Here is a 25,568-nt window from a genome sequence, read left to right as displayed (position 1 = left end):
CAAAGCCGGCTATGCCACCAGCGGCAGGGCGCCGCTGGTGCCATAAGCAAAAAATCAATCGGCGTCGTCGGTGGACAGCGCCTTCACCAGATCGATGATCCTGCGGCGTACCTTGACGTCGCCGATCTTGACGAAGGCCCGGTTGAGCTGAAGCCCTTCGGGACTGCCGCAGAATTCGATGGCAAACGCCATTGAGGAGTCTTCGGCAAATCCCCGATTGCCGCCGGTCTCCTCGCCCGGGGCATCCTCGAAGAAGAACGCGACGGGAACGCTCAGGATGGAGGCGATGGCCTGCAGACGACTGGCGCCGACCCTGTTTGTCCCCTTTTCGTACTTCTGGATCTGCTGAAACGTGATGCCGAGATTTTCACCCAGCTTTTCCTGGCTCATCCCAAGCATATTGCGACGCAGCCGGATGCGACTCCCAACATGGATGTCGATCGGATTCGGCTTCTTCTTGTTCTCTTCTGTCATTTTTTCCTCGCCGAATTTTTCCGGCTTTTTCTATTTTTGTTCGCCCAAATGAAGCCGGAGCCACCTGCCCCAACAGAACCCTCCAACCGACTTCGAGAAAATTTTAGGCGTTACAGTATGAGTTTCTAATGTGCCGACTGTCAATTCACCCGTAGCCGCTGCCTTACATTCAATGTGAAGGCCATCAGCGCAAACGCCAACATGATCAGCAATCCGTTAATGCGCCGCTGGTCGGCGGGAAAAAGCGCGTGGCCGGAAATCGGCACATGCGCGTCAATGGCGCCGCGCGCATTGACGGCCAGCGCATCGACAATGCGCCCGCGCGAATCGACGACGGCGGAGATGCCATTGTTAGCCGCACGCAACAGAGGCAATCCATTCTCCACCGCACGAATCTGGGCCTGCCTGAAGTGCTGATAAGGGCCCGGCGTGTCGCCAAACCATGCGTCGTTGGTGACGTTCACAATAACGTCAGCTGACGTAACGTCAACGGCCACGAGATCGGGAAAAATCACCTCGTAGCAGATGAATGGAGCGGCACGCAGGCCGCCCGGCACGGTAATCGGATGCCGCTCGTTGCCGGCGGCGAAATTCATCGGTCCGGCAACGAGCTGGCCTATGCCGAAGCGTTCGAAAAGATCGGCAAAGGGCAGATACTCTCCGAAGGGCACCAGATGCACCTTGTCGACGGCATCGACGATCTCGCCCCTGTCGTTGATTGCCACCACGGAATTGTAGTAGCGGCTGCCGGCATTCGCCGATCCGCCCTCCTCGCGCACGACACCGGCAACCAGCATCTGGCCGTCGGCCAGCATGTCGCCCAGCGCCGTCAGCGCGTCCGGACGCTCGGTGAACAGGAACGGCACCGATGTTTCCGGCCACAGAATGAGCTGCGGCTTGGCGTGGCCGTCTTCCGGGGCTTTGCCCGATAGCCCCAGCAAAGTTGCGAAGATGCGGTCCCGCACCGAGGCATCCCATTTTTCGCTGAGATCGACCGCGGGCTGGACGATGCGAACATCGATCGAGCGCGTGGCCGGTTCGGCCGGCATGGCGAGCCTGAAATAGCCGAAGCCGACATGAGCGGCGACCAGGATGACGAACAGGGCAACGCCCAGCCTCAGATGCCGGCGCGCCGCAACCAGCGCGGGCAGGGAAAACAGGAAGACCGCGAGCACATTCATGCCGATCATGCCGGTCACCGATACGCTCTGCATCAGGAGCGGCACCGGCATTGCCGCGTAGCCGACGGCGTTCCAGGGAAAGCCGGTGAAGAGAAAGTCGCGCAACCATTCGGCGAGGCCGAAACCGAAGGCAAGGGCCGCGATGCGGCCGATATCGCTGCTCCAGAACAGCCGCGCCACCACGGTGGCAAAGCCATAGAAGAAGGCCAGCGCGAAGGGGATGCCGACAACGGCGAAGGGCAAGGCCCAGGCGAAACTGTCGGCCTCGACCAGCAATGCCTGGCCGATCCACCAGAGACCGGCGAGGAAATAGCCGAAGCCGAACCACCAGCCGATGGCGAAAGCCGGCTTCAGGCGCCTGAACCAGCCATCGGAAGCCTCGCCGGTGGCGCCGTCGAGCAGCCAGACCAGGACCGGGAACGAAACGAAGCAGACGGCGAAGAAATCGTAAGGCGCCTGGGCAAGCACCGCCAGGGCTCCGGCGGCAAACGCCACCAGCGCCCGCCACCACCCCCACAGCAGAATTATCCGGCCGGCAAAGCGCTGCATCCAGCTTCCCAAGTCGCACGAATCAGGGAGTTAGAGATTTAACAGGCTGCGCTGCCTGATCCAAACCCCAGATGAGCGCGGCCTGAACACGGTCGCGCTACAGCGTTTCACCGTTTCACGGAAACGGCGAACCGCTCTATCTCTTTGTTTTGACGCAATTCCGGACGGAAGGCTACGGCGAAGTCGCCGAGCCTAAACCACTCACACTTTTCCTGGAATTGCTCTATAGCGGGAACAAGTATCCCGCTGTAGCTCTTTGTTTTAGCCGCATTTCTGCAGCGCCAAGCGATTTCGCTTGCTGCAAAAAATGCTCAGCTGTGCCAGCCCTCGATCCGCAGGCCGCTCAGTTGCTCGGCCTCGTCCTTCGAAACAACGCGCACGGTCCGGGTGAATGTCCAGATATGGCCTTCGGGATCGCGGGCACGATATTGCCGCTCGCCGTAGAAATGATCCGTCGGTTCTTCAACAATTATCGCGCCCGCCATACGTGCCTTTTCGCAATGAGCATCAAGGTCCTGCTGCAGGCGGACATAGACGGCCTGCGTGTTCTTGCCGCCGACGGAAGCGGGACTGGCGACATGGTCGGCCCATTCGGAATCGACGATGATATAGCCGTCGCCGAAGCGCATTTCAGCATGCACGAGCCTGCCGTCGGTGTCGCTTACCAGCATGCTTGGCTCGAAGCCGAAGGCCGCCTGCAGCCAGGCCAATGCCGCGCGCGGATCGCGATAGAAGACGGCTGAGCCCAGGACCGCGTGCTTGAACGGATCGTCGATCGGCATGCCGGGAAGATATCAGGCCTGTTCGGTGCGGGCCGCGCGGCGGCGCTGCCGCTCGCCCTTTGGGCTCTGCACGATGCGCACGCGCTTGACGCGGCGCGGATCGGCGTCGAGCACATGGAACTCGAAACCTGGAATGGCCTGCACGACTTCGCCCCTGGCCGGAACGCGCCCGAGCGTGTTGAAGATCATGCCGCCGATGGTGTCGACATATTCGCCGTGCTCGCCGGCGGCGAAATCCTCGCCGATCATCTTGGCGACCTCGTCGATCTCGGCCTTGCCGTCGACGACAAAGACGCCGTCGCCGGTCTGGGTGATCATCGGCTCGTCATCGTCGTGCTCGTCCTCGATGTCGCCGACCACCATCTCGACGATGTCTTCCAGCGAGGCGAGGCCGTCGGTGCCGCCATATTCGTCGATGACCAGCGCCATCTGCGTACGGTTTGTCTGCATGCGGCCCATCAGGTCGGAGGCAAGCATCGAGGGCGGCACGAACAGCACCTGACGGATCAGATTGAGATCGCCGATGGTGCGGGCGAGATCCACCTGCGCGAGGTCAAGCGCGGTCGCCACCGGCGTCTTGCGGCTGGCGCGGCCCTTCTTGACGCGGGCGACCTTGGTGATGTGGGCGAGCACGTCGCGGATGTGGACCATGCCGCGCGGATCGTCGAGCGTCTCGGAATAGACCGGCATGCGCGAATGGCCGGATTGCTCGAAGAGGCCGAGCAGATCGCCAAGCGTCGTGTTGATCTCGACCGCCTCGATATCGGCGCGCGGCACCATGACGTCCTCGACCCGCACTTCGCGCAGGCGCAGGATGTTGTTGAGCATGGCGCGTTCGCCGGGCGAGAACGCGCCGGCATCGGTCGCCGTTTCGGCAAGCGCGCCGGCAATCTCCTCGCGCAGGCTGGTGCCGTTACGGTGCCGGAACAAGCCGAGCACACGGTCAAAGAGGGAAGGACCGGCATACGTCGGCTCTGCGGCCGCGCTGCCGGTCGGAATACTCGGACTGGAGCCCTCTTCCGTCTTTTCGGAAGACTTGGCAGCACTGCCGGCGTCCGGACGGGCGGCAGTTTCTGGTGTGTCGTTCATCGCCATCGGGTCAATTGAGCTTTTTTGTTACGCGTAGGGATCGGGAATGGCAAGCCTCGCAAGCGCCGCGCGCTCGATCGCTTCCATCTCCTCGGCCTCGGTGTCGGTCTCGTGATCATGTCCCAAAAGATGCAGCAGGCCATGAACAACGAGATGAGTGATATGGTTCGCAATCGGCTTGTCTTCCAGTGCGGCCTCGCGCGCCACCGTCTCGGAAGCCAGCACGATATCGCCCAGCATCGGCGGCATCAGGCCGCCTTTCGGCACTGAAAAAGCCGGGAAAGACAAGACGTTGGTTGGCTTGTCCTTGCCGCGCCATTCGGCGTTGAGCGTCTGGATATGGGCATCGTCGGAAAAAACGATGCTGAGCTCCGAGGCGCCGCTCGCGCCGGTTTCGGCAAAGGTGGCCGCTACGGCGCGATCGACCAGACGCGTCAATTCGGCTTCCGCGGGCCAGTCGCCGGCCTCCACGAAAATATCGATATCGACCGGCGTCCCGGCGGCGGATTCAGTATTTTCAGCCATGCGGCCTTTGATCAGCTTTCGGCGCCCAGGCCTCTCGCCAGCTTGCCGTCGCGGTCATAAGCCTTGACGATCTCGGCAACCAGCGGGTGGCGGACCACATCGCCTTCGTTGAAGCGGACGGTGACTATACCGGGCACACCGTCGAGGACGCGCAGCGCCTCGACCAGCCCCGACTTGGTGTTGGGCGGAAGGTCGATCTGCGTCGGATCGCCGGTGACGATCATGCGCGAGTTCTCGCCGAGACGGGTGAGGAACATCTTCATCTGCATCGGCGTGGTGTTCTGAGCCTCGTCGAGGATCACCGCCGCATGCGCCAGCGTGCGGCCGCGCATGAAGGCCAGCGGCGCTATCTCGATCACCTCGGCGGCGATGGCGCGCTCAACCTTGTCGGCCGGCATCATGTCGTAGAGCGCGTCATAGAGCGGTCGCAGATACGGATCGACCTTTTCCTTCATGTCGCCGGGCAGGAAGCCCAGCCGCTCGCCTGCCTCTACCGCCGGACGCGACAGGATGATGCGCTCGACCATGCCGCGCTCCAGGAGCATCGCCGCGTGCGCCACCGCCAGATAAGTCTTGCCGGTGCCGGCGGGACCGATGCCGAACACCATCTCGGAGCGTTCCAGCGCCCGCATATAGGCGTCCTGGTTGAGCGAGCGGGCGTAGATCGTCTTCTTGCGGGTCGCAATCTGGGCGGCCGATACCTTGCCCTTGCGCTCCATGGTCGGCAACGTCAGCTGGTCGTCGGCGGCGATCGCCATGCGCACGGCGCCGTCGACGTCGGACTGGCCGATATCGACGCCTTTCTGGAGAATGCCGTAGAGGGTATCCAACGCGCGGCGCGCCTGCTCGGCGGCCGCGGCCGTACCTTTGATCGCAAGCTGATTGCCGCGCGAGCGAATATCGACGCCGAGCTTTTGCTCGAGCCGGGCCAAATTCTCATCGAACTGACCGTAAAGGGCGCTGGCCAGCTTGTTGTTGTCGAAGGTCAGTACGATGTGCGCCATGTCGGAAGCCCCGGACGCCTGGTTCTGGGGCGGATTCTTCAGTTCAGCAGCGCTCAACCGTCTCTCCTCATCTGCCGAGGCTTGTGGCTATGCATGTCGTTGTCCCAAAACCGCGAGCACTTTTGGGCGACATGCATCAGGCCAACTCGGCGAACAGGCTATTGTAGCCCGTCCTTGTGATTCGTACGTCGATAATGTCACCGATTCCGCCGGCCTTGTCGTCAACAATAACCGGCTGCAGCCAGGGCGAACGGCCAACTTTCTGTCCGGCCTGCCGGCCAGGCTTCTCGATCAGCGTACCGATGGTCCTGCCGACGAGACCCAAGCCGAAATCCTGCTGCTGCCTCAGGAGCAGCGCCTGCAGGCGCTGCAGCCGCTCATCCTTCACCGCTTCCGACACATGGCCGTCCATTTCGGCGCCCGGCGTGCCGGGGCGCGGCGAATATTTGAACGAGAAGGCGGAGGCGTAGTTCACCTCGCGCACCAGTCTCATGGTCGCCTCGAAATCCTCTTCCGTCTCGCCGGGAAAGCCGACGATGAAGTCACCGGACATGGCGATGTCGTCGCGGGCGGCGCGGATGCGCTCGATGAGCGCCAGATAGTCGCGTGCCGTATGGCGGCGGTTCATCGCCTTGAGGATGCGGTCGGAACCGGACTGCACCGGCAGATGCAAATAGGGCATCAGCGCCGGCAGGTCACGATGCGCGGCGATCAATTCGTCGTCCATGTCGCGCGGATGGCTGGTGGTGTAGCGCAGCCGCGCCAGGCCGGGAATTTCCGCCAAGCGGAACAGCAGGCGGCCGAGGCCCCATTCCTGGCCATTTTCGCCGACACCATGCCAGGCGTTGACGTTCTGGCCGAGCAGCGTCACCTCACGCACGCCGGCCTCGGCCAGGCGCTCTGCCTCGGCAACGATCTGCGCCACCGGCCGCGACACTTCGGAGCCGCGCGTATAGGGCACCACGCAAAAAGTGCAGAACTTGTCGCAGCCTTCCTGCACCGTCAGGAAAGCGGTGACGCCGCGCCTGGCAAGCTCGGCGCGCTTCGGCTGCGGCAGGTGCTCGAATTTGTCCTCGACGGCGTATTCGGTCTCGACGATCTTTTCGCCGCCACGGACCCTTGCCAGCACGTCCGGCAGCCGGTGATAGGTCTGCGGGCCGATGACCAGATCGACCGCAGGCGCACGGCGGATGATCTCGGCGCCCTCGGCCTGGGCCACGCAACCGGCGACACCGATCAGCAATTCGCGCCCCGTCTCGGCGCGCTCGGCCTTCACGTCGCGGATGCGGCCAAGCTCGGAATAGACCTTTTCCGCCGCCTTTTCGCGGATATGGCAGGTGTTGAGCAGCACCAGATCAGCATCATCGATCGCGTCGGTGGCGACATAGCCGTCAGCGGCCAGCGCATCGGTCATGCGCTGGGAATCGTAGACGTTCATCTGGCAACCATAGGTCTTGACGAAGACCTTTTTCGCCGTTCGGCCCGTGCTGGCCGAATGCTCGGACGCAGTCGCGATGTCGTGGCTTTCAATCGTGTTCAATTCCATCGGGCGGCTTCTACCGCCTTTCCGTGACAAAAAACAGACGATTTTGGTGGATTACCGGCTCTTGGCCGGGTCGGCGAGGATGGCTTGCGTCATCTCGCGCACTTTGGCTTCCATCAGCCTTGCCGTTTCCTTGCGGCTCGAGCCCTTGGAGAACGGCACCGGCTTGCCGAAATGCACCTCGGCATCGATCGCGCCTTCGGCAAGCAGACCTTTCAGATGGGGCATCAGATCCTGGTCGCCAATCCAGGCGGATATCGGACGGTGTCGCCGGCCCATCGGCATGCCGTGCAACCGCGTATAGGCGATCGCCACGGGCTGGATGAAGACCTGTTCCGCAGCGCCTTCCGAAATCGCCATGGTGGCCGCGCCGAACAGGGTGCTCTTGAACGGCAGCACGAGGTTGCCGTCGCCGGTCGAGCCTTCGGCGAACAGCACCATGGCGTCGCCCTTGGCCATGCGCCTGGCGATGTCGCTTGCCTGCTCGCCGGAGGCGCGCTTGCGCTCCCGCTCGACGAAGACGGTGCGCTGCAGCTTGGACAGCATGCCGATCAGCGGCCAGCCTTCCATGTCGGCCCTGGCGATGAACTTCACATCGACGAAGGAGCCGAGCACCATGATGTCGGTCCAGGAAATATGGTTGGCCGCGACAAGCAGAGGGCGTTCCTTGGCCAGCGCGCCCTTCACATGCACCCGCATGCCGAGCGCCCGCAGGATCATGCCGTGCCAGATTTTCAGGATGAACGTTTCGGGCCAGAGTCCCGTCTTCATCGACAGGATCTGCAGCGGCACCAGCACCAGTGAACAGACGACGACATAGCCGAGCGCCAGGAAAATCCGCAATCTCTTGATCATTCGCTCCGGCCCCAACATTACAGCGCCACGCGCCTTGGGGCGCGCAAAGGACGCTGTAACACTCCCACTTGGCGCATGATCCTTTCCGAAAATCGGAGCCGATTTTCGGGGTCACGCGCGACTGTGGCTAGCGAAGATCGCGGCGCATGACAAGCGCGCCGGTCGGACCGTGCTCTGTCGAGCGATAATAGTTCGGGCGATGGCCGACCTGGCGGAAGCCAAGCCTGCGGTAGAGCCCGATCGCCGCCGCGTTGGTCTCGTCGACCTCGAGAAAGAGCGCTTCGGCGCGCTGCGCATGCAGTTCGCGCAGCACCGCGTCCATCAATTGCCAGCCAAGTCCCTGGCGGCGATGCGTACGGGCGACGGCCACGGTCAGGATTTCGCCCTCGCCGGCGGCGAGCCGCGCCAGGACGAAGCCGACCGGCGGCTTGGCACCCTGCCCGGTCTCGCGCGCGGCATATCCGAACACCGTGTCCTGTTCGAGCAGCGCGGCGAACTCGCCGTCGGTCCAGGGCCGTACGAAATCCTCGCGATGCAGCACCGAAACGGCGGCGCTGTCGGCAACCGTCAGCGGTTCCAGCGCATAGTCCCTGCGGCGGGGCTGAAAGAACGGGATGCGCATCAGGCGTCGTTTCCCTTTGGACCAAGACCTTTCCCAAAAACCGGGTCCCATTTTTTGGGATCATGGTCTGCCTTTGGACCATTGTCCTGCCTTGGAAGAATGAAACCCGCCTGCGGCTTGGCGTCGGCACCGCGCAGATAGAGCGGCTTCGGCTTGTCGCCCGGCCCCTTGGTCGAAGCCAGCCTGGCGTAGGTCGCAATGTCGGCGGTGGCGGCAACCGGGCCGGTGTCGAAAGGACGCCCGGCCGACGCGGCAATCTGCGGTGCGGCGGTCCCGACAAGGACCGCATCGGCGCCGATGGCCATGGTCGTCGCCTCGGCAAGCGTGGTTACCGAAGGTCCGTAAGCTTCGGCTAACATTTTATCATAGAGCGCCGCATGGATTTCCTCGCGGCCGGCATCGAGCGCGGCAAGCACCGCGCGCCCGGGAAAGGCATTCGCACCCTCCGCCGCCAGGGCTTCCAGCGTCGTCACGCCGATCGCCGGTATCTTCAGCGCCAGCGCAAGGCCGCGCGCGGTCGAGACGCCGACGCGCAGGCCGGTGAAAGAGCCGGGTCCGATCGAGACGGCAATGGCGTTAAGGTCGTGATAGCCGATCCCACCGGCTTGCAGGGCAGTCTCGATAATGGCCATCAGATGCTCGGCATGCCCCTTGCCGAGATCGCGCACCTCGCGGCCAATCTCTGTGCCGGCGCCTGTGTCATAGATGCAGGCGGCACAAAGGTTGGCGGCGCAGTCGATGGCAAGTAGCTTCATACGGGCAGGGCCGGTTAACGAACTGGATCGAAACACAATTCCCTCTGCCCGGCATAGGCCGCCACCGCAAGGGCCAGGGCGGAGAAATGTTAAGCGGCTTTGCTTCTACGCGCGGCGATCACGCCGTCGCGACAATGCGCAGCATGTGATTGTCCCAGACATAGTCCGGCTCGGAACGGCTCACGCCGGCGCCACCGACGATCTCGCCGGCGCCAGTGGTTGCCATGAAGCCGGCGCCGTCGGGCGCGAGGCCGCAGACCTCGACCAGCGGCCTGGTCACGACCACGCGTCCGCTGGCGGCATCGATGACGGCCAGCGAATTGCCTTCCGGCGAAGTGACCGCAACCGTGCCGGTGGCGGCATTGGCGGCGACCGAGCCGATATAGTTGCGGAAGCCGAAGAGCACGTCCGGCGGCATCTCCAGCAGCTCGAGCTCCTTGCCGCGCGCGGCGCGGCCGACCAGCGCCGGGCGGTCGGTCGCCGGCCCGCGATATTGGCAGCCGAACCAGACGGTGCCCGCCTCGTCGCGATCCATGTGCCGGATCGACAGCTGATGCAGCGCCGGCGGCAATTCGTGCTTTTCGATCAGGTCGCCGGTGACGCGATCGACCAGCGTGTAGGACGGCTTCATCGTGGCGATATTGAGCTCGGCGCGGCCATAGTCGGGATGGGTTTCGATGCCGCCATTGGCGATGCCGAGCGTGCGGCCATCGCCGAGCAGGAGCAGCTCGTGCGGGCCCATGCCGTAGGTCGGGAACTCGCCGATGCGGTTGAATTTTGCCCGCGCGTCATAAATGCCGACGACGCCCGCGGCGTTGTCGAAATCGTTCTCCGTCGCATAGAGCAAGGCGCCGTCGGGCGAGAACACGCCATGGCCGAAGAAATGCCGGCCGGCAATGCTGGCGATGGTCAAAGGCTTGTCGCGGCCGGCATGGTCGAAGACGACAGCGAAGGTGCCGGGCTGCCTCGCGAAGACGACCGAGCGTTTCGACACCTGATCGAAGGTGACGTCATGGCCGCGGTCGGGCAGATCGACCGTGTGCAGGATCCTGCCGTCCTCGGAGAGCACGGCGGCGCCGAAGCTGCCGTCGTGCTTGGCGAAAGCCGTGGCAAACACCGCGTCCGCAGCCAGCGTGTCGGCCCATGCCCGCGGCGCCATGGCGGCGGCGAAACTCGCGCCTGCGGCTCGCAGGAAATCGCGGCGGTCGATGAGCGAGGTCTTCACGGCGTCAATCCCCGTCCAGCGACGAAAAGCCGGCGGTCAGGCCGAACGCGGCAGTCATCCTGGTGCCGATCAAGGTCGACAGGCTCGAGGTTATCAGCGCGAAGTGCTCGAGCTTGTCGCGCTGCGCCGGATCGGCTAGCGCCTTGTCGATCGGGCCGCTGACGGATTTCGCGGTCGTCACACTGTTGGCGAGCTGGATGTGGATGGACTCGGCCATCCATTGCGCATCGGCGGGCAGCGCATCGCCGAGCCGGGAAGCCTGGAACAACTCGTCGATACCGGACAGATTCCCGGCCAGCGACGTCGTCGTGTTCCGCGAGCGCCAGTAGATCGCCTGCTTCGGCTTGTCGGCATCGGGTTTGGCGCCGAGAAAGCCCTTGAGCCGCACGTCGCGGATCATTTCCAGCTCGTTGATGAAGACACCGACCAGTTCCGTCACGGCTTCGGCGCCGTCGCGGTAGAGCGGGTTTTTCGGCCCCGGATTGGCCCAGAGCGACGCAAAGCCCTCGGGCTTGTTCCAGGCATCACGCACCTCGCCGGCAATCGTTTCGATGTTGCCGGCGACCGCAGCGCCATAGGCGCAGCGGTAGGGATCGTCCTTCCCGGCAAGCGTTTCGGCGCCATCGCCGTAAAGCACAAATTCGAGCGCGCCGAGGCCCTGAATGGCGACGCTCTTTTGCGCCAGTTGCGCCGGATCGGTGGCGGAAGGATCCTTCGCGGCGAGTGTCGACTGTACCTGCCGCAGGCCAATGCTCTTGCGGTCCGGCCAATAGAGCATGCGCTCCAGCCGGTTGTTTTCCTTGATCGGGCCGAAGGCGATGATCTCGGCGACCGACCAGGCTTCGACCGCGCCGGAAAACGCCGAGCGCGCCGCTTCGAGATTTTGCCCAGACGGCGTTTCGCAAAGCTGGCGCATAGCCTTGTTCAGGCCCGCCGCATGCTCGTCGAGGCCGGCATAGGCCGGCCGAACAAAACCGTCGATCGCGCGTCCGATGACATCGGAGGCCTTGATTGCGGCCGAAGCCGGCAGCACGGCGGCCAGAAGGAACGAAAGAGCAAGGGCCAGGCGTTTCGACATCAGAGCGACGCGTTTTAACATCAGAGAGACTCCAGGAATTTGATCAGCGCATCACGATCGGCCGCGGAGGCTCCGGCGAAGTGGTCGCGCGCCTTCCGGCCCTCGCCGCCATGCCACAGGATCGCCTCGGCAAGCGTGCGGGCGCGGCCGTCATGTAGATAAAAAGCATTGCCGTTGACTGTCGCGGTGAGCCCGATGCCCCAGAGCGGCGGGGTGCGCCACTCGCTGCCGCTTGCTTCGCCCACCCGCTGCCCGTCGGCGAGGCCCTCGCCCATGTCGTGCAGCAGGAAGTCGGAATAAGGCCAGATCAGTTGGAAGGCCTGCGCCTTGTTCGGCGTGCCGCGCACGGTGACGAATTTCGGCGTGTGGCAGGAAATACAGCCCATCTCGTAGAACTGTTTCTTGCCGGCAAGCACATCCGGCTTGTCGAGATCGCGCCGCGCCGGCACGGCCAGATTCTGCGAATAGAAGGTGACGAGGTCCATCACCGGCGGCGGCGCCTCGGCCGTGCCGAGACGCTGCTGCACGCCGTTCGGCATGGCAAGGCAATCCTTCTGCGCCTCGGTGCAATCGCCCCAGGGCTTCGGCATTTCCGGCGTCGAGATGCCGATATCGCCGGCAAAGGCGTCGGCCGCCTGCTGGCGGATCGACGCGGTCTGCGCCTTCCAGCCGAAGCGGCCCAAGGTTACCGCGCCGCTCAACTCATCGCGCACGATGTTCGGCCTGCCCGAAATGCCATCGCCGTCGCGGTCGTCCGGATCGGCATGGGCGAGGATATCGGCCGGAGCGATCTGCTCGATAAGGCCGAGCCCGATCATCGGCGGCGTCAGGCGCGGCGAGAGCGTGGTGCGCGGATCGAGCGGACCATAGCCGAGACCTTCCACCGAATAGCTCGGCTTGCGCAGCGAAACGGCGGTGCCGTCGCCGAGCGTCACTTTTTCCTCGGAGTGCTCGACGTGCATGCGGCCTTCGCCCCTGAGGCCGGGCACCGCCAGATCCTGCAGTTGCGCGCCATAGACCGGATCGGGAAAGTTCAGCACCTTGTGGTCGGCAAGCGCGGCCTTTTCTTCGGCGCTGCCGGCGTCGCGCGCCAGCCGGAGAAACATCGATGTCGAGCCGGCGTTGCCTTCCGGCGGGCGGCCACGGCCATCCTTCAGATGGCAGTTCTGGCAGGCGCGCTCATTGAACAGGGGACCGAGCCCATCCGAAGCCTGGGTCGATGACGGCGACGACACCCAGTTCTTGCGGAAAAGCGCGTTGCCGAGCTTGAAGGTCCCTTCTTCCTCGAAGGTGATGTTGGCGGAAGATTGCGAGAAGGCGTCGCGGTTGACGTCCTTGCGCGACGTGCCGGCGCCGCCCTGCATCAGTTCGAACGGCTCGGGCTTGGTGAAGTCGGCCGTTGGCTTGGTGACCATCAGTACCCGCGCCTGATCCTTTGGCGTCAGGTCGGTCCGGCTTGCCGGCAGATCGGCTGGCTCGCAGGCCATAGCGGGAACAGAAAGCACCATCGCCAGCAAAAGCGATGCCCCGCGATAGATCCGGTGTCGCGGGGTCTTGTGAAGCGGCAGGCCGTCGTTTTCAGCCCGGCGCGAGCGGCACGAGCAATCTATGGGGCGCCGCATTCCCGCATGTCCTTACTCCGCCTCGTCAGCCGAGTCGGCATTGAGCTGGCCGTACTTTTCCTCGCCGATCGAGGCAAGCAGGTCGAGCTGCGTTTCCAGGAAGTCGATATGTCCTTCCTCGTCGGTCAAAAGGTCCTCGAACAGCTTCATCGAGACGAAATCGCCTTCGTCGTGGCAGATCTCGCGCGATCGCTTGTAGGCAGTGCGCGCGTCATATTCGCCGGCCAGATCGGATTCGAGCACTTCCTTGACATTCTGGCCGATGCGCAGCGGCGCGACGGACTGCAGGTTCGGATGGCCTTCGAGGAAGATGATGCGCGCGATCAACCGGTCGGCGTGATGCATTTCCTCGATCGATTCCGCCCGCTCCTTCTTTGCCAGCTTGGTGTAGCCCCAATCCTCGAGCAGACGATAATGCACCCAGTACTGGTTGATGGCCCCGAGCTCCAGGAACAGAGCTTCATTAAGCCGCTCGATGATCTGCGGTTCGCCTTTCATGGGTTCTGCTCCCGTATTGGCCGCGCAAGCCTCTCACGCGATCCAGGTGTGAAACGATGTCCACGTTCCCCACCTCTGAGCGGGCGTGGTAGGTCTCGGTAACCCGAATGATCGTTTCCACCACATTTGGGAAACAGCCGCAACAGCGGCCGCGCTTGTGCATGGCATGATAGACCTTGGCCGGCACAATAAGCTGCCAGGGATCTTCATCAAGCAGGCCGACGATCGTCTGCTCGATCTCCTTTTCGGTGATGATGTTGCAATGGCAGATCAGCATTTACTTGTACTTGCTCTGGCTGACGGCGCCGGGCCGGCGCCGCGTGGCTGTTGCTCGCCCGACGGTCTTACTTGAACACCTTGTCAGAGGCGTCGAGGCTGTCGGAACCTTCGAAGGCGATGTTGTTCAGCTTCAGGGAACCGACGGCGCGCCCGATCGACTTGGTCTGGTCGACCAGCGCGTCGATCGCTGCCTGCACGGTGGCGTTGCCTTCGGTGTTGCCTTCGGCGATCTGCTGGTCGTAGGCCTCGCCGGCCAGCGCGCGCGCCTTGATGGCCTCCATCCTGGCGACGCTGGTATCGAGCTTGCCCGACAGCTCCTTGTCGATCGCCGGATCGGCGGCCTTGACCATGTCCGACACCGACGGACCCGAAACCACGGAACCGTCGAGCCGCTTGTAGCTGGCATGGTAGGCGTCGCGGATGCCGACGGCGTCATAAAGGTGCGAGTTGTAGGTGTTGTCGGAGAAGCAGTCGTGCTCCTCCTCCGGATCGTGCAGCAGCAGGCCGAGCTTCATACGCTCGCCGGCAAGCTCGCCATAGGAGAGCGAGCCCATGCCGGTGAAGATGGTGGAGATGCCGGTGTTCGCATCGCCGTCGGTCAGGTTCTTGCGCGCGGCGCCGTCTTGCTTCCAGTCGTTGACCATCTCCTGCAGGTCTGACACCAGAAGGTCGCTGGCCGACTTCAGATATTCCGCGCGACGGTCGCAATTGCCGTTGCTGCAATTCTTGAGGTCGTAGTCGGTATGGGGCCGCTCGCCGGCGCCCGGACCGGTGCCGTGCAGATCCTGGCCCCAGAGCAGGAATTCGATGGCGTGATAGCCGGTCGCTACATTGGCTTCGACGCCGCCGGTCTCCTGCAGCGTGCCGGACAGGAATTCGGGCGTCAGCTTCGAGGCGTCGACCTTCTTGCCGTTGATCTCGATTTCCTTGTTGGCGATGACGTTGGCCGTATAGAGCGCGTTTTCGTCCGACTCGGTGCCGTAGCTCTTGGCGACATAATCGATCAGGCCTTCGTCCAGCGGCCAGGAATTCACCCGGCCTTCCCAGTCGTCGACGATCTTGTTGCCGAAGCGATAGACCTCGGTCTGCTGGTAGGGGATGCGCGCAGCCTTCCAGGCTTCGCGGGCGGCGTTGAGCGTGTCGACCGAGGGGCTGGCTATGAGCGCGTCGACCGCCTTGTCGAGCGCCTGCGCAGTGGTCAGCGAATCCTCGTATTTGGCCAGAGCGATGTCGGCATAGGTCTTGATCACCGCTTTCGCATCGGTCTCGGCCATCGCCGGCAACACGAACACCGCCGCCGTCAGTACAGCTGTGGCGCAGATCGCAGCCAGCCTGCTGCCGTTACGTGCCGTCATTAACTTTCTCCAGTTCTTTGGAAATTCAATAAAAGGCGCCCACCCGCGCCGAGGCATGAGCCTGCCGGGAAAAATGGTGGCCGCGTCGATGCGCGGTTCGCGATAAAAAAAGACATCCACTTGCCTCCAATCGAAAGGGTTCAAGGCCCAGACATCAAAGGGAACGCGCTTTGCGCGCAGCTCTCCATAAAGCGATGGAGAGGCCCGAAGTCAACTGGCGTTGCAGAAAAAATTCAATTGAAACAATAGTTTAGAACTATTCTAAACTACGATTATCAACTTTAGACACATCGCCGCGTCGCCACATGTTGTTGACAGGTGGCCGTCCTGGGTGCGACCCGGACGTCGGCTCTTGCGGCGGCGGCAGACAATCGCCACCTGGCGGAAGATCCTAGATTTCAAAAGAAAAAAGGATTGCGATGACGAACGGGGTTGTGATTGTCGGTGCGGGCCATGCCGGCGTGCAGGCAGCCGCGAGCCTGCGCGAAGAGGGCTATGAAGGGCCGGTCGTCCTGATCGGCGACGAGAGGGAACTGCCCTATCACAAGCCGCCGCTGTCCAAGACCTTCATCAGGGATGCCGAAGCCAAGCCGCAGCCGTTGCGCGGCGAGGTTTTTTACACGGGCAACAATATCGACTATCGGTCGGGCGTGCGCATCGAGAGCATCGATGCCGGCGGCCGCGAACTGGACGTGGCGGGCGGCGGCAAGCTTGCCTTCGACCGGCTGATCCTGGCGACCGGCTCGCGGCCGCGCCTGCTCAAGCTCGACGGCGCCGGCCTCGCCGGCGTGGCCTCGCTGCGCTCGCTGGCCGACGCGCGGGCGATCCGCGAGCTCAGCGCGCGGACCGAGGACGTGGTCATTCTCGGCGGCGGCTTCATCGGCCTGGAGATCGCGGCGACGCTGAGGGCTGCCGGCCGCAACGTCACCGTCGTCGAGGCCGTCGACCGGCTGCTCGGCCGCGCCGTCGCGCCTGTCATCGCCGCGCATGTGCGCCAGCGCCTGGAGACGATCGGCGTGCGCATCTTGACCGGCACCACCGTTGCCCGTCTCGAGGAAGAAAGCGGCCGCGTTTCGGCGGCCATCATCTCGAGCGGCGAGCGCCTGCCGGCGCAGATGGTGATCATCGGCATCGGCGTGGTGCCCAATGTCGAACTGGCGGAAGCCGCCGGCTTAGCCACCGGCAACGGCATCCGTGTCGACCAGCATATGCAAAGCTCTATTCCCGAAATCCTCGCCATCGGCGACGCCGCCTCTTACCGGCACTGGTTCACCGGCGGCGACGTGCGGCTGGAATCGGTGCAGAACGCCACCGACCAGGCGCGGCTTGCCGCGCGCACCATCCTTGGCCATGCCGAGCCCTTTTCGGCGGTGCCATGGTTCTGGTCGGATATCGGCGACATGAAGCTGCAGATGGTGGGGCTGACGCAAGGCGGCGACAGCCATGTCGTGCTGGGCGACCTCGCCGACAACAAATTCTCGATCTATCACTATGCCGGCAGCCGGCTGCTCGGGATCGAATCCGTCAACCGGCCCGCCGACCACATGCTTGGCCGCAAAATGCTCGGCGCCGGCTTCTCGCCGACGCCGCAGACGGTCGCGGGCGGACCGGACGCGCTGAAGGCAGCGCTTGCGTCCTTCAGCGGAAGCGAAGCGGCAAGAGCGGCGGGTTAAGCCGCGCGCGCCTCGCGGATCGAGGTTTCCAGCATGTCCAGCGCCTCGGTCATGACGCCGTCCTGGATGGTGATCGGCGACAGGAAGCGGATGACGTTGCCGTAGACGCCGCAGGTGAGCAGGATGAGGCCCTTGTCCAGCGCCTTCAGCCTCACCGCATTGGCGAGTTCCGCCGACGGCAGGCCCTTCTTCACATCGTTGAACTCCACCGCGTTCATGAAGCCCGGGCCGCGGATGTCGACGATCTCCGGCACGTCGTCGCGGATAGACTCCAGCCGCTGCTTCAGCCGGCTGCCCAGCGCATTGGCGCGGTCGCAGAGCTTTTCCTCCTCGATCACGTCGAGCACGGCATGCGCGGCGGCGACGCCGATCGGGCTGCCGCCATAGGTGCCGCCGAGACCGCCGGGGCCTGGCGCGTCCATGATCTCGGAGCGGCCGGTGACCGCCGACAGCGGGAAGCCGCCGGCGAGGCTCTTGGCCATGGTGGTGAGATCGGGCGCCACGTCGTGATGGTCCATGGCGAACATCTTGCCGGTGCGGGCAAAGCCGGTCTGCACCTCGTCGGCGATGAGCAGGATGCCGTGCTGGTCGCATATCTTGCGGAGTGCCGCCATGAAATCGCGCGGCGCCTCATAGAAGCCGCCCTCGCCCTGGACCGGCTCGACGATGATTGCGGCAACGCGGCCCGGATCGACGTCGGCCTTGAACAGCTTGTCGAGCGCGGCGAGCGAATCCGCGACCGACACGCCGTGCAGCGCGACCGGGAACGGGGCGTGGAAGACATCGGCCGGCATGGCGCCGAAGCCGACCTTGTAAGGCACGACCTTGCCGGTCAGCGCCATGCCCATGAAGGTGCGGCCATGGAAGCCGCCGGAAAAGGCGATGACCGCCTGGCGACCGGTTGCGTTGCGGGCGATTTTTATCGCGTTCTCGACCGCCTCGGCGCCGGTGGTGACGAACACCGTCTTCTTGTCGAATTTGCCCGGCAGCATGCCGTTCAGCCGCTCAGCGAGATGCACATAGCTCTCGTAAGGCACGACCTGGTGGCAGGTGTGGGTGAAGCGGTCGAGCTGCGCCTTGACCGCCTCGATCACCTTCGGATGGCGGTGGCCGGTGTTGACCACCGCGATGCCCGACGAGAAGTCGATATAGCGGCGGCCCTCGACATCCCAGATTTCCGAATTCTCGGCGCGATCGGCGTAGATCTGCGTCGTCATGCCGACGCCGCGCGAGATCGACTGGTTCTTGCGTTCGGAAATGGCTGAATTCTTCATCTCGTCCCTCATCGGGCGAAAGCCCGTTTTTTTGGTCTTGCTGCCGTTGAAGCCTCTTCTCACCTTATTTCAGGCATTACTCAAGTCGGCACATTGGCCCAGTCGATTGGGCCTGACAACTGCCAGCGGAGCGCGGAACCGCTCACGCGGTTCTCACAAACCCCTCGCTCGCCCTGAGCAAATTCCGCGTATAATCCGCGCCCACCCGATGCCCGATCAACTGGCTCGCGGTCAGCGTCTCAACCGCCTCGCCGTTCTGCATCACCATCAGCCGCTCGCACATATGGGTGATGATGGCGAGGTCGTGGCTGACCATCAGGAAGGTGAGCTTGCGCCGCCGCCGCACCTCTTCCAAGAGGTTGAGCACCTCGGCCTGCACCGAGGCATCGAGCGCCGAGGTCGGCTCGTCGAGCAAAAGGATCGACGGTTCGAGGATGAGCGCACGGGCAATCGCCACGCGCTGGCGCTGGCCGCCGGAGAGCTGGTGCGCGTAGCGGAAGCGAAAACCGTTGCCGAGCCCGACTTCGTCCAGCGCGCGCTCGATGCGCTTCTCGCCGTCGGCAATGCCGTGGATGGCCAAAGGCTCCTGCAGCAGGCGATCGACGGTCTGGCGCGGATGCAGCGAGCCATATGGATCCTGGAACACCATCTGCACTTCGCGGTAAAAAGGCTTGTCGCGGTTTTTGCCCAGCGTCTTGCCGTTGATAGCGATGGTGCCGGAAGCGGCCGGAGCAAGGCCGGTAACTGCCCTGAGCAGCGTCGACTTACCGGAGCCGCTTTCGCCGACCAGCCCGTAGGATTCGCCCTCCTTCACTTCGAGGCTGACACCCTTCAGCGCGCGGAAGCGATCGAAAACCACCTCCAGCCCTTCGATGCTGATCGCTGCCGTCATGCCGCCCACTCCGGCTTGCGGTCGAGCACCGGCAGCGGATGGCGCTCGAAGCCGATCCTCGGCATGCAATTGAGCAGGCCCCGTGTGTAAGGATGCCGGGCATCGCGCAGTTCGGAGGCCTTGATCTGCTCGACCACCTTGCCGGCATACATGACGACGACCCGGTCGCAGAAGGACGAGACCAGACGCAGGTCGTGCGAGATGAAGATCAGCCCCATGCCGCGCTCGGCGACGAGCTTGTCGAGGATCTTGAGCACATCGAGCTGCACGGTGACGTCGAGCGCCGAGGTCGGCTCGTCGGCGATCATCAGCTCGGGTCCGGTGATCAGCATCATGGCGATCATGGCGCGCTGACCCATGCCGCCCGAGACCTCATGCGGATAAAGGTCGAAGACGCGGGCCGGGTCGCGGATCTGCACCGCCTGCAGCATGGCGAGCGCCCGCTCGCGCGCCTCGGCCTTGGAGACCTTTTCGTGCGTGCGCAGCGTCTCGACGATCTGGCGGCCGATGGTCATCACCGGATCGAGCGAATATTTGGGATCCTGCAGGATCATGGCGACGCGGTTTCCCCGCAGCGCGCGGCGCTGGCGAGGCGATATGGAGAGCAGGTCGATGCCGTCGAAGGCGAGTTTCTTCGCCGAAACCTCCGCCTGCGGCGGCGTCAGGCCCATGATGGCGCGGCCGGTTTGAGACTTGCCGGAGCCGCTTTCACCGACAATGCCCAGGCGCTCGCGGCCAAGCGAGAACGAGACGCCGCGGACCGCCTGCACGAGGCCGGTGCGGGTCGGGAAGGTGACGCGCAGATCGTCGACTTCGAGAAGCGTGTCGCTCATTGATCGCCGCTCATTGGTCGCCGCTCCGGGGGTCAAGCGCGTCGCGCAAGCCGTCGCCGAGCAGGTTGAAGCCGAGGCTGACGATGAGGATGGCCGCACCCGGCGCCGCGGCCACCCACCACTGGTCGAGAATGAAGCGTCGGCCGGACGCGATCATCGCGCCCCACTCAGGCAGCGGCGGCTGCGCGCCGAGGCCGAGGAACCCGAGGCCGGCTGCGGTCAGGATGATGCCCGCCATGTCGAGCGTCACCCGGACGATCAGCGAGGAAATGCAGAGCGGCATGATGTGGCGCAGCACGATGCGGAAGGGCGAGGCGCCCATCAGCTGCACCGCCTTGATGTAATCGGAATTGCGCACCGTCAGCGTCTCGGCGCGCGCGATGCGCGCGTAAGGCGGCCAGGAGGTTATGGCGATCGCCAGCACGGCGTTCTCGATGCCGGGCCCAAGCGCCGCGACGAAAGCCAGCGCCAGCACCAGCTTCGGAAAGGCGAGGAAGATGTCGGTGATGCGCATCAGGATCGCGTCGGTCCAGCCGCCGGCATAGCCGGCCACGGTGCCAACCAGGAGGCCGATGGGCGCCGCGATGACGGCGACGAGGATCACCACATAGAGCGTCCAGCGCGAGCCGTAGACGATGCGGGAATAGATGTCGCGGCCAAGGTCGTCGGTGCCGAACCAGTGCGCGTCGCTGGGCGGCAGCAGCCGGGCGTTCTTGAGGTCGCCTATGGTCGGCGAATAGGGCGCCAGCACATTGGCAAGGGCCGCGACCAACAGCAGAGCGATGATGATGAGCAGGCCGACTAACGCCAACCGATTGGCGGAGAAACGTCGCCAGGCGACATAGGCGCGGCCGAGCCTTGCCTGCAGGCGCGAGGCCGGCCGGTCGCTCAGCAACCATTCGCGGCGGGAGAGGTGGACGGCATCGGAGGCGATCATGACGATGCCTCTTGAAGCTGTCGACCCCCACTCCGGTCTGCTTCGCAGACCACCTCTCCCCCATTCGACGGGGGAGAGGAAAGGCGCCAAGCGTGCGACCAGCTTTTCCTCTCCCCCGGGCGGGGGGAGAGGTAGCCCGAAGGGCCAGAGTGGCGGTGATCGGCCGCGGCCAAGCCCGAAAGCATGATATCTCTGTTCATCCAACCTTGGTCCTTGGATCGAGAAGCCGGTAGAGCAGGTCGGACAGAAGGTTGATGCCGATGAAGACCGAGCCGATGGCGATCGTGCCGCCCAGCACCGCGTTCATGTCGGCATTCTGCAGCGAATTGGTGATGTAGAGGCCGATGCCCGGCCAGGAGAAAACGGTCTCCGTCAGCACCGAGCCTTCGAGCAGGCTGGCGTAGGAAAGCGCGATCACCGTGACCATCGGCACGGCGGCATTGCGCAGCGCATGACCCCAGATGATGCGCGTCTCGGAAAGGCCCTTGGCGCGGGCGGCGACGATATATTCCTGCGCCAGCTCGTTCAGCATGAAGGAGCGCGTCATGCGGCTGATATAGGCGAGCGCGAAATAGCCGAGCAGGCCGGCCGGCAGGATGATGTGACGGTAGGCGTCATAAAAGACATCCCACTGCCCCTGCATCGCGGCATCGAGCAGGTAGAAGCCGGTGATCGGCGTGAAGGTATATTCGTAGACGACATCGAGCCGGGCCGGGAAAGCGACCCATTGCAGCTTGGCGTAGAACAGCACCAGCCCGAGGAGTCCCAGCCAGAAGATCGGCACCGAATAGCCGATCAGGCCGATGATGCGCGCGATCTGGTCGATGAGGCTGCCGCGCCGGACCGCGGCCAGGACGCCGAGCGGCACACCGATGACAGCGCCGATGATGGTGCCAAGCGTCGCGAGCTCGATGGTCGCCGGGAAGACGCGGCGGATGTCCGACATCACCGGATTGGTGGTCAATACCGAGGTGCCGAAATCGCCGTGAAGGGCGCTTTTCACGTAGATATAGAACTGCTCGATCCAGGGCAGGTCGAGACCCATCTCACGACGCGTGCGCTCGACGACGGCGATGGGCGCCCGATCGCCGAGCACGGCCAGCACCGGGTCGATCGGGATGACGCGGCCGATGAAGAAGGTCACCGCAAGCAGACCGAGATAGGTCGTCACCGCGATGACCAGGAAACGGCCGATCGATGACAAGATCGCGACGGCACGGGCGCTATCGCGTCCGGCCGCCGCCTGATTGTCAGCTACGCTCACGCGTCGCGTCCGCCGGGTCTACTGCTTGGAGACCGACCCGACGAAGTTGGTGTCGAAGCTCGGGCCGAGCTTGAAATCCTTGAGGTTCTTGCGCAGCCCCGCCACTTCCAGCTGCTGATGGATGATGACGAACGGGCTGGTGTCGAGGATCTTCTGCTGCAGGTCCTTGTACATGTCGGCGCGCTTGGCCGAGTCCTTTTCCAGCAGCGCCGCTTCCGTTTCCTTGGTCAGGTCCGGAATATCCCAGGAATTGCGCCAGGCGAGCGTGTGGGACTTGCCGGCATCCGAATTGTCCGGGTTCGAGGCGAAGGTCTGGGCATTGGAGTTCGGATCGAAATAGTCCTGGCCCCATTGACCGATATAGATGTCGTGGTTGCGGGCCCGGTATTTGGTCAGGGTCTGCTTGCCGTCACCGGGAATGATCTCCAGCTTGATGCCGGCCTGGCCAAGCGTCTGCTGGATCGATTCCGCCATGCCAGTGATGGGCTGGCCGGTGCGCACATCCATGGTGACGCTGAAGCCGTCGGGCAGACCCGCCTTGGCGAGCAGCTCCTTGGCCTTGGCAACGTCGAGCTTGAACGGATTGTCGTCGACGGCGCCAAGGTCGCCCTTGGGCAGGAAGGACTGGTGAATCTCGCCGATGCCCTTGAGGATGGTCGAACTCAGCGCATCGTAATCGACCAGATATTTGAAGGCTTGGCGTACCTCCGGCTTGGCGAGGGTCGGGTTCTTCTGATTGAGGCTGATGTAAAAGACCGTGCCCTTCGGCGCGCTGGTGCTGGTGAGATCAGCGTTCTTGGCGATGGCGTCGAGGTCGTTCGGCTCGAGGTTGCGTGCGACGTCGATATCGCCGGCTTCGAGCGCCAGGCGCTGGGCCGAGCTTTCCTTCATGTTGCGGTAGATGACGCGGGCAAGCTTGGCCTTGTCACCATTGTAATTGTCGTTGCGCTCCAGGACGACGGCTTCGTTGGCGCGCCATTCGCGCAGCTTGTACTGGCCGGAGCCGGCATAGCCGGTCTTCAGCCAGGCATTGCCGAAGTCGTTGTCCCATTTGTAGTCGGCGCTCGGCGTGGCCGCCGCGACATGTTCCTTGACCAGCTTGGCATCGACGACGGAAGCCACGGTCGCCGACAGGCAGTTCAGCACGAAGCTCGGCGCATAGGCCTTGTCGACGACGAACTGGAAGGTGGTGTCGTCGACCGCCTTGGCCTTTTCGGTGACATTGTCGCCGCTGATGCCGAACTGGCCGATGATGAAAGCCGGGCTCTTGTCGAGCTTGATGGCGCGTTCGAAGGAATAGGCGACATCGGCCGCGGTGATCGGATTGCCGGACGCGAACTTCATGCCGGGCTTGAGCTTGAAGGTATAGGTCAGGCCGTCGTCGGAAACGGTCCAGCTCTCGGCGAGGTCGCCCTTGACCTTTGAGGTGTCGCTGAGATCGAGACGGACCAGGAGATCATATGTGTTGCCGGTGACTTCGGCCGTCGATAGCTCGAACGCCTCGCCCGGATCCATCGAGATGATGTCGTCGATGGCAAAGCCCTCGACCAGCGTATCGGCGGGCGTGACCGCGAAAGCGGGCGCTACGAGCAGCGCGGACAGCGCGGCGCCCGCAAGCAAGGCGCGAGAGCGCAGAGCAAACTTTTCCAGCATCATGGTGATCGTTCCCTGTTTTGTTGACCTGAGTTCCCGGCTCAGGGCTGTATTGTTCTTTGCAAAGCCGGCAGCGGCTTTGACCGCTTACCGTCGTGGTTTTTGTCCAGCCGGTCAACACCCTATTCGGCGGCTCTCGAACGAGAAACTGGCATCTTCATGACAAATGCCATCGCCGGACCGGCGGCATCATTGGCGCTCGCCGGTCGAAAAAGCGAAATTTTTCCAGTTACTTGATAGCGGCGACCAGGTTTGCGTCGGGAAAGCAGGTGGCGGGCTTGCCGTTCTTTGCCTGCCAGACGCCGATCGAACGGCGGGTCTTGAAGCCGGGCAGGCCGTCGGCACTGCCGACATCGTAGCCCTTGGCCTCCAACGCGTGTTGCAGGGCGGCGATGTCGGACCGGTGCAGGTCGCCAACCGCGCCCCAGCTGGCGTTGAAGATTGCGTCACCCTTGGCAATGCGGTCGGCTGCGTGGCCGATGAACAGGGCATAGAGGTCGCTGGTGTTGTATTCCTTCAGCACGTAAAAATTCGGCGTGACGACGAAGGCTGGTCCGCTGCGCCCGGCCGGCATCAGCAGGAAGCCCTCTGCCTTCAATTCGCTCGCCGGGAACGCCTTGCCGTCGACACGCCTGATGCCCATTGCCACCCAATCGGAAATCTTCTTGCCCTGGTCGGGTCCTTCGAGCGAGCAGGAGACATTTGCCGGTACCGTCACCTCGGTCCCCCAGCCGCGCCCCCGCACCCAGCCATAGTGGACAAGGTAATTGGCGATCGAAGCGAGCACGTCGGGCGTCGAATTCCAGATGTCGGGCCGGCCGTCGCCGTCGAAGTCGACGGCGTGTTTCAAGAAGGAAGTCGGCATGAATTGCGGCTGGCCGAGCGCGCCGGCCCAGGACGACTTCATCGCGTTGACCGGGGCGAGCCCGCGCTCGACGATGTCCAACGCCGCCAGCACCTCGGTGCGGAAGAAATCCTTCTTGGTCGACATGAACGCCTTGGTGCCCAGCACCTCGAAGGCGTCGTAAGGCATCTTGGCCCCGCCGAAGCCGGTCTCGCGGCCCCAGATGGCCAGCACGATCTCGCCCGGCACACCGTAGCGCTTCTCGATCAAACCGAGCACTCTCGCATTGGCACTCTCGCGCGTCCGCCCACCGGTGGTGACGGCGCGAACGATCTTCTCGGCGAAATAGCTGGCTGGCGGGCCGAATTCCGCCTGATGCTGCTTCTCAGGTGTCGTCGGCGTCTCGCCGGGCGTGACGAGGTCAGGCAATTTCAGATTCGGCTTCACGCCAAGGAAAGCGGCGTCGAAGGTTTTTTTAGAGATGCCTTTGGACCTGGCTTCCGGCCAGAAGTCAGTTTGCAGCCAGGCCTGGAACTGGTCGTCGATGGGCGCGGCGCGGGAGGGCGCGGTGAAAAACCCGATCAGCGCGACCACTAGAAATGCGAGTGCAAGCATGCAAAAGCCGCGTTCTGTCGCGCCCCCCTCTGTCCTGCCGGACATCTCCCCCTCTTGGGGGGAGATTGGCTGTCGGTTCGGCTTTCGCCAATTACCGGCGTGGAAAAGGGGCGGGGTCGATGAAGCTGCCAATCTCCCCCCTTGAGG

The 25,568-nt window shown here is 63.8% G+C and carries 24 protein-coding genes; 1 reads left to right on the top strand and 23 read right to left on the bottom strand.

Annotated elements, in window-relative coordinates:
• Nucleotides 1-54: 54 nt before the first annotated feature.
• The 16 genes from RFM68_RS16505 to RFM68_RS16430 form a co-directional block, all read right to left on the bottom strand.
• Nucleotides 55-474, bottom strand: a complete 420-nt coding sequence (locus tag RFM68_RS16505) for a helix-turn-helix domain-containing protein (RefSeq protein WP_320234036.1) — start codon at nt 472-474, stop codon at nt 55-57.
• Nucleotides 475-614: 140 nt separating this feature from the next.
• Nucleotides 615-2,204 (bottom strand): apolipoprotein N-acyltransferase, encoded by a 1,590-nt coding sequence (gene lnt / locus RFM68_RS16500; protein WP_320234035.1) that lies wholly within the window; start codon nt 2,202-2,204, stop codon nt 615-617.
• A gap of 311 nt (nt 2,205-2,515) precedes the next feature.
• Complete coding sequence (locus tag RFM68_RS16495; RefSeq protein ID WP_320234034.1) at nt 2,516-2,986, bottom strand: VOC family protein; 471 nt, start codon at nt 2,984-2,986, stop codon at nt 2,516-2,518.
• Between the two features lie 12 nt (nt 2,987-2,998).
• On the bottom strand, nt 2,999-4,075 hold the full coding sequence (locus tag RFM68_RS16490; RefSeq protein ID WP_320234033.1) for a hemolysin family protein: 1,077 nt from the start codon (nt 4,073-4,075) through the stop codon (nt 2,999-3,001).
• A 27-nt stretch (nt 4,076-4,102) separates the two neighbouring features.
• Nucleotides 4,103-4,600, bottom strand: coding sequence for an rRNA maturation RNase YbeY (ybeY, locus tag RFM68_RS16485; protein ID WP_320234032.1), 498 nt, complete (start codon nt 4,598-4,600; stop codon nt 4,103-4,105).
• A gap of 11 nt (nt 4,601-4,611) precedes the next feature.
• Entirely contained in the window at nt 4,612-5,604 is a 993-nt protein-coding gene (locus RFM68_RS16480) for a PhoH family protein (RefSeq protein WP_320234146.1), read from the bottom strand.
• A 136-nt stretch (nt 5,605-5,740) separates the two neighbouring features.
• Entirely contained in the window at nt 5,741-7,150 is a 1,410-nt protein-coding gene (gene miaB, locus RFM68_RS16475) for a tRNA (N6-isopentenyl adenosine(37)-C2)-methylthiotransferase MiaB (RefSeq protein ID WP_320234030.1), read from the bottom strand.
• A gap of 51 nt (nt 7,151-7,201) precedes the next feature.
• Nucleotides 7,202-8,002: a lyso-ornithine lipid O-acyltransferase gene (olsA, locus tag RFM68_RS16470; protein WP_320234029.1), complete on the bottom strand. Its 801-nt coding sequence runs from the start codon at nt 8,000-8,002 to the stop codon at nt 7,202-7,204.
• A 127-nt stretch (nt 8,003-8,129) separates the two neighbouring features.
• Nucleotides 8,130-8,624, bottom strand: a complete 495-nt coding sequence (gene rimI, locus RFM68_RS16465; protein WP_320234027.1) for a ribosomal protein S18-alanine N-acetyltransferase — start codon at nt 8,622-8,624, stop codon at nt 8,130-8,132.
• A complete protein-coding gene (tsaB, locus tag RFM68_RS16460) occupies nt 8,624-9,379 on the bottom strand; it encodes a tRNA (adenosine(37)-N6)-threonylcarbamoyltransferase complex dimerization subunit type 1 TsaB (protein WP_320234026.1) in 756 nt (251 codons plus the stop codon). Before tsaB ends, rimI begins: the two co-directional genes overlap by 1 nt.
• A 118-nt stretch (nt 9,380-9,497) precedes the next feature.
• On the bottom strand, nt 9,498-10,604 hold the full coding sequence (locus tag RFM68_RS16455) for a DUF1513 domain-containing protein (protein WP_320234025.1): 1,107 nt from the start codon (nt 10,602-10,604) through the stop codon (nt 9,498-9,500).
• Nucleotides 10,605-10,608: 4 nt separating this feature from the next.
• Nucleotides 10,609-11,682: an imelysin family protein gene (locus RFM68_RS16450; RefSeq protein WP_320234145.1), complete on the bottom strand. Its 1,074-nt coding sequence runs from the start codon at nt 11,680-11,682 to the stop codon at nt 10,609-10,611.
• A gap of 20 nt (nt 11,683-11,702) precedes the next feature.
• On the bottom strand, nt 11,703-13,304 hold the full coding sequence (locus RFM68_RS16445; RefSeq protein ID WP_320234024.1) for a di-heme oxidoreductase family protein: 1,602 nt from the start codon (nt 13,302-13,304) through the stop codon (nt 11,703-11,705).
• Between the two features lie 12 nt (nt 13,305-13,316).
• Complete coding sequence (gene bfr / locus RFM68_RS16440) at nt 13,317-13,802, bottom strand: bacterioferritin (protein ID WP_320234023.1); 486 nt, start codon at nt 13,800-13,802, stop codon at nt 13,317-13,319.
• Nucleotides 13,768-14,079 carry a (2Fe-2S)-binding protein gene (locus tag RFM68_RS16435; protein WP_320234021.1) on the bottom strand — a complete coding sequence of 104 codons (312 nt, stop codon included), beginning with the start codon at nt 14,077-14,079 and terminating at the stop codon, nt 13,768-13,770. The genes bfr and RFM68_RS16435 overlap by 35 nt, the downstream gene beginning before the upstream one ends.
• 67 nt (nt 14,080-14,146) lie before the next feature.
• Nucleotides 14,147-15,436: an imelysin family protein gene (locus RFM68_RS16430; protein WP_320234020.1), complete on the bottom strand. Its 1,290-nt coding sequence runs from the start codon at nt 15,434-15,436 to the stop codon at nt 14,147-14,149.
• 419 nt (nt 15,437-15,855) lie between these two features.
• Between RFM68_RS16430 and RFM68_RS16425 the strand changes: the two genes are divergently transcribed.
• Nucleotides 15,856-17,109: an NAD(P)/FAD-dependent oxidoreductase gene (locus RFM68_RS16425; RefSeq protein WP_320234019.1), complete on the top strand. Its 1,254-nt coding sequence runs from the start codon at nt 15,856-15,858 to the stop codon at nt 17,107-17,109.
• Here RFM68_RS16425 and RFM68_RS16420 read toward each other — a convergent pair.
• The 7 genes from RFM68_RS16420 to RFM68_RS16390 form a co-directional block, all read right to left on the bottom strand.
• On the bottom strand, nt 17,106-18,383 hold the full coding sequence (locus tag RFM68_RS16420) for a 4-aminobutyrate--2-oxoglutarate transaminase (RefSeq protein WP_320234018.1): 1,278 nt from the start codon (nt 18,381-18,383) through the stop codon (nt 17,106-17,108). The two genes, RFM68_RS16425 and RFM68_RS16420, sit on opposite strands and share 4 nt — an antisense overlap.
• Before the next feature lie 142 nt (nt 18,384-18,525).
• A complete protein-coding gene (locus RFM68_RS16415) occupies nt 18,526-19,275 on the bottom strand; it encodes an ABC transporter ATP-binding protein (RefSeq protein ID WP_320234017.1) in 750 nt (249 codons plus the stop codon).
• Nucleotides 19,272-20,108 carry an ABC transporter ATP-binding protein gene (locus RFM68_RS16410; RefSeq protein ID WP_320234016.1) on the bottom strand — a complete coding sequence of 279 codons (837 nt, stop codon included), beginning with the start codon at nt 20,106-20,108 and terminating at the stop codon, nt 19,272-19,274. The genes RFM68_RS16415 and RFM68_RS16410 overlap by 4 nt, the downstream gene beginning before the upstream one ends.
• Nucleotides 20,109-20,118: 10 nt before the next feature.
• Nucleotides 20,119-21,045, bottom strand: coding sequence for a nickel transporter permease (gene nikC, locus RFM68_RS16405; RefSeq protein WP_320234015.1), 927 nt, complete (start codon nt 21,043-21,045; stop codon nt 20,119-20,121).
• Nucleotides 21,046-21,241: 196 nt separating this feature from the next.
• Complete coding sequence (locus tag RFM68_RS16400) at nt 21,242-22,309, bottom strand: ABC transporter permease (protein WP_320234014.1); 1,068 nt, start codon at nt 22,307-22,309, stop codon at nt 21,242-21,244.
• A gap of 18 nt (nt 22,310-22,327) precedes the next feature.
• Nucleotides 22,328-23,965, bottom strand: coding sequence for an ABC transporter substrate-binding protein (locus tag RFM68_RS16395; protein ID WP_320234013.1), 1,638 nt, complete (start codon nt 23,963-23,965; stop codon nt 22,328-22,330).
• A gap of 226 nt (nt 23,966-24,191) precedes the next feature.
• A complete protein-coding gene (locus tag RFM68_RS16390) occupies nt 24,192-25,421 on the bottom strand; it encodes a lytic murein transglycosylase (RefSeq protein ID WP_320234012.1) in 1,230 nt (409 codons plus the stop codon).
• Between the last annotated feature and the right edge of the window lie 147 nt (nt 25,422-25,568).

The sequence above is a fragment of the Mesorhizobium montanum genome (assembly GCF_033977145.1).
GTDB classification, from domain to species: Bacteria; Pseudomonadota; Alphaproteobacteria; order Rhizobiales; family Rhizobiaceae; genus Mesorhizobium; species Mesorhizobium montanum.
This window is presented reverse-complemented; position numbering and strand designations above follow the sequence as displayed.